This is a genomic window from Rhodococcus sp. ENV425, assembly GCF_002887785.1.
In the GTDB taxonomy this organism is placed as follows: domain Bacteria; phylum Actinomycetota; class Actinomycetes; order Mycobacteriales; family Mycobacteriaceae; genus Rhodococcus; species Rhodococcus aetherivorans.
Map to the genome: position 1 here is coordinate 1 of NZ_PCZU01000245.1, position 1,032 is coordinate 1,032.

The window sequence follows — 1,032 nt, forward strand, 5'->3', positions numbered from 1 at the left end:
GCGCCGGCGGGACGGCCGTCGGTGTTCGGGGCGCCGGCCACCGGGGCGACGGGCAGCGGCGCGTGGGCGCCGGGTCCGGCGTGGGGTGGCGGCGCGGTGACGTTGCCGTCGATCCCGGCGATCCTGCCCGGGACGAACCTGCGCGCCGATCGGCGCGATCGCGGTGTTCGCGCCGTGGCTGCGCAAGGCCGGCCAGTTGTGCGACGGGGTCGGCGCGCCGGTGCTGGCGGCGCTGTACTCGGCGGAGAACGGCTTCCGGTACGGGCCCAGCGCCCCGGTCTCGCCGGTGGGGGCGAAGGGGCCGGGGCAGTTCATGCCCGGAACCTGGGATGCCTACGGCAAGGACGCCGACGGGGACGGGCGGGCCGATGTGCTGGGCATCGCCGATCCGGTGATGGCGTCGGGGAATCTGTTGTGCGACAACTACCGGCAGATCGAGCAGTGGAAGGCGCAGGGGGTGGTGCGCGGGGACACCCTGGACCTGACGTTGGCGGCGTACAACGCCGGGCTGGGGGCGGTGCGCCGGTCCGGGGGGATGCCGTCCGGGTCGCCGGACTACGAGAACCAGACCAAGCCGTACGTGGCGAAGATCCGGGCGACGGAGATGGTGTTCGCGCGGCTGCTCTCGCCGTTCTTCGGGCTGGGGTTGCCGGGGATGACCGAGACCGGCAACCGGGTGGTGGACCTGGCGTTCCGGTATCTGGGGCTGCCGTACGTGTGGGGTGGCGGCAACGTCAACGGTCCGTCGGGGGGCGGGTTCGACTGCTCGGGCCTGACGTCGTACGCGGTGTACGCGGCGACCGGGGTGAGGTTGCCGCGCACCTCGCAGACGCAGTGGCGGGTCGGCACCGAGATCCCGATCCAGCTGGCCCGGCCGGGGGATCTGGTATTCGGCAACTGGCAGTCCGACGGGCCGGGGCACGTGGGCATCTACATCGGCGGCGGTCAGATGGTGCACGCCCCGACGTTCGGGGACGTGGTGCGCGTCGGCGCGGTCTTCCCCGGCATGAAGGCCCGGCGCCTGCTCTGAAC

General features: G+C 73.3%; 1 pseudogene. It reads left to right on the top strand.

From position 1 onward, the window contains the following. Positions 1–1,030, top strand: a pseudogene (locus CQZ88_RS21435) (NlpC/P60 family protein); the annotation flags it as partial. Positions 1,031–1,032 lie beyond the last annotated feature (2 nt).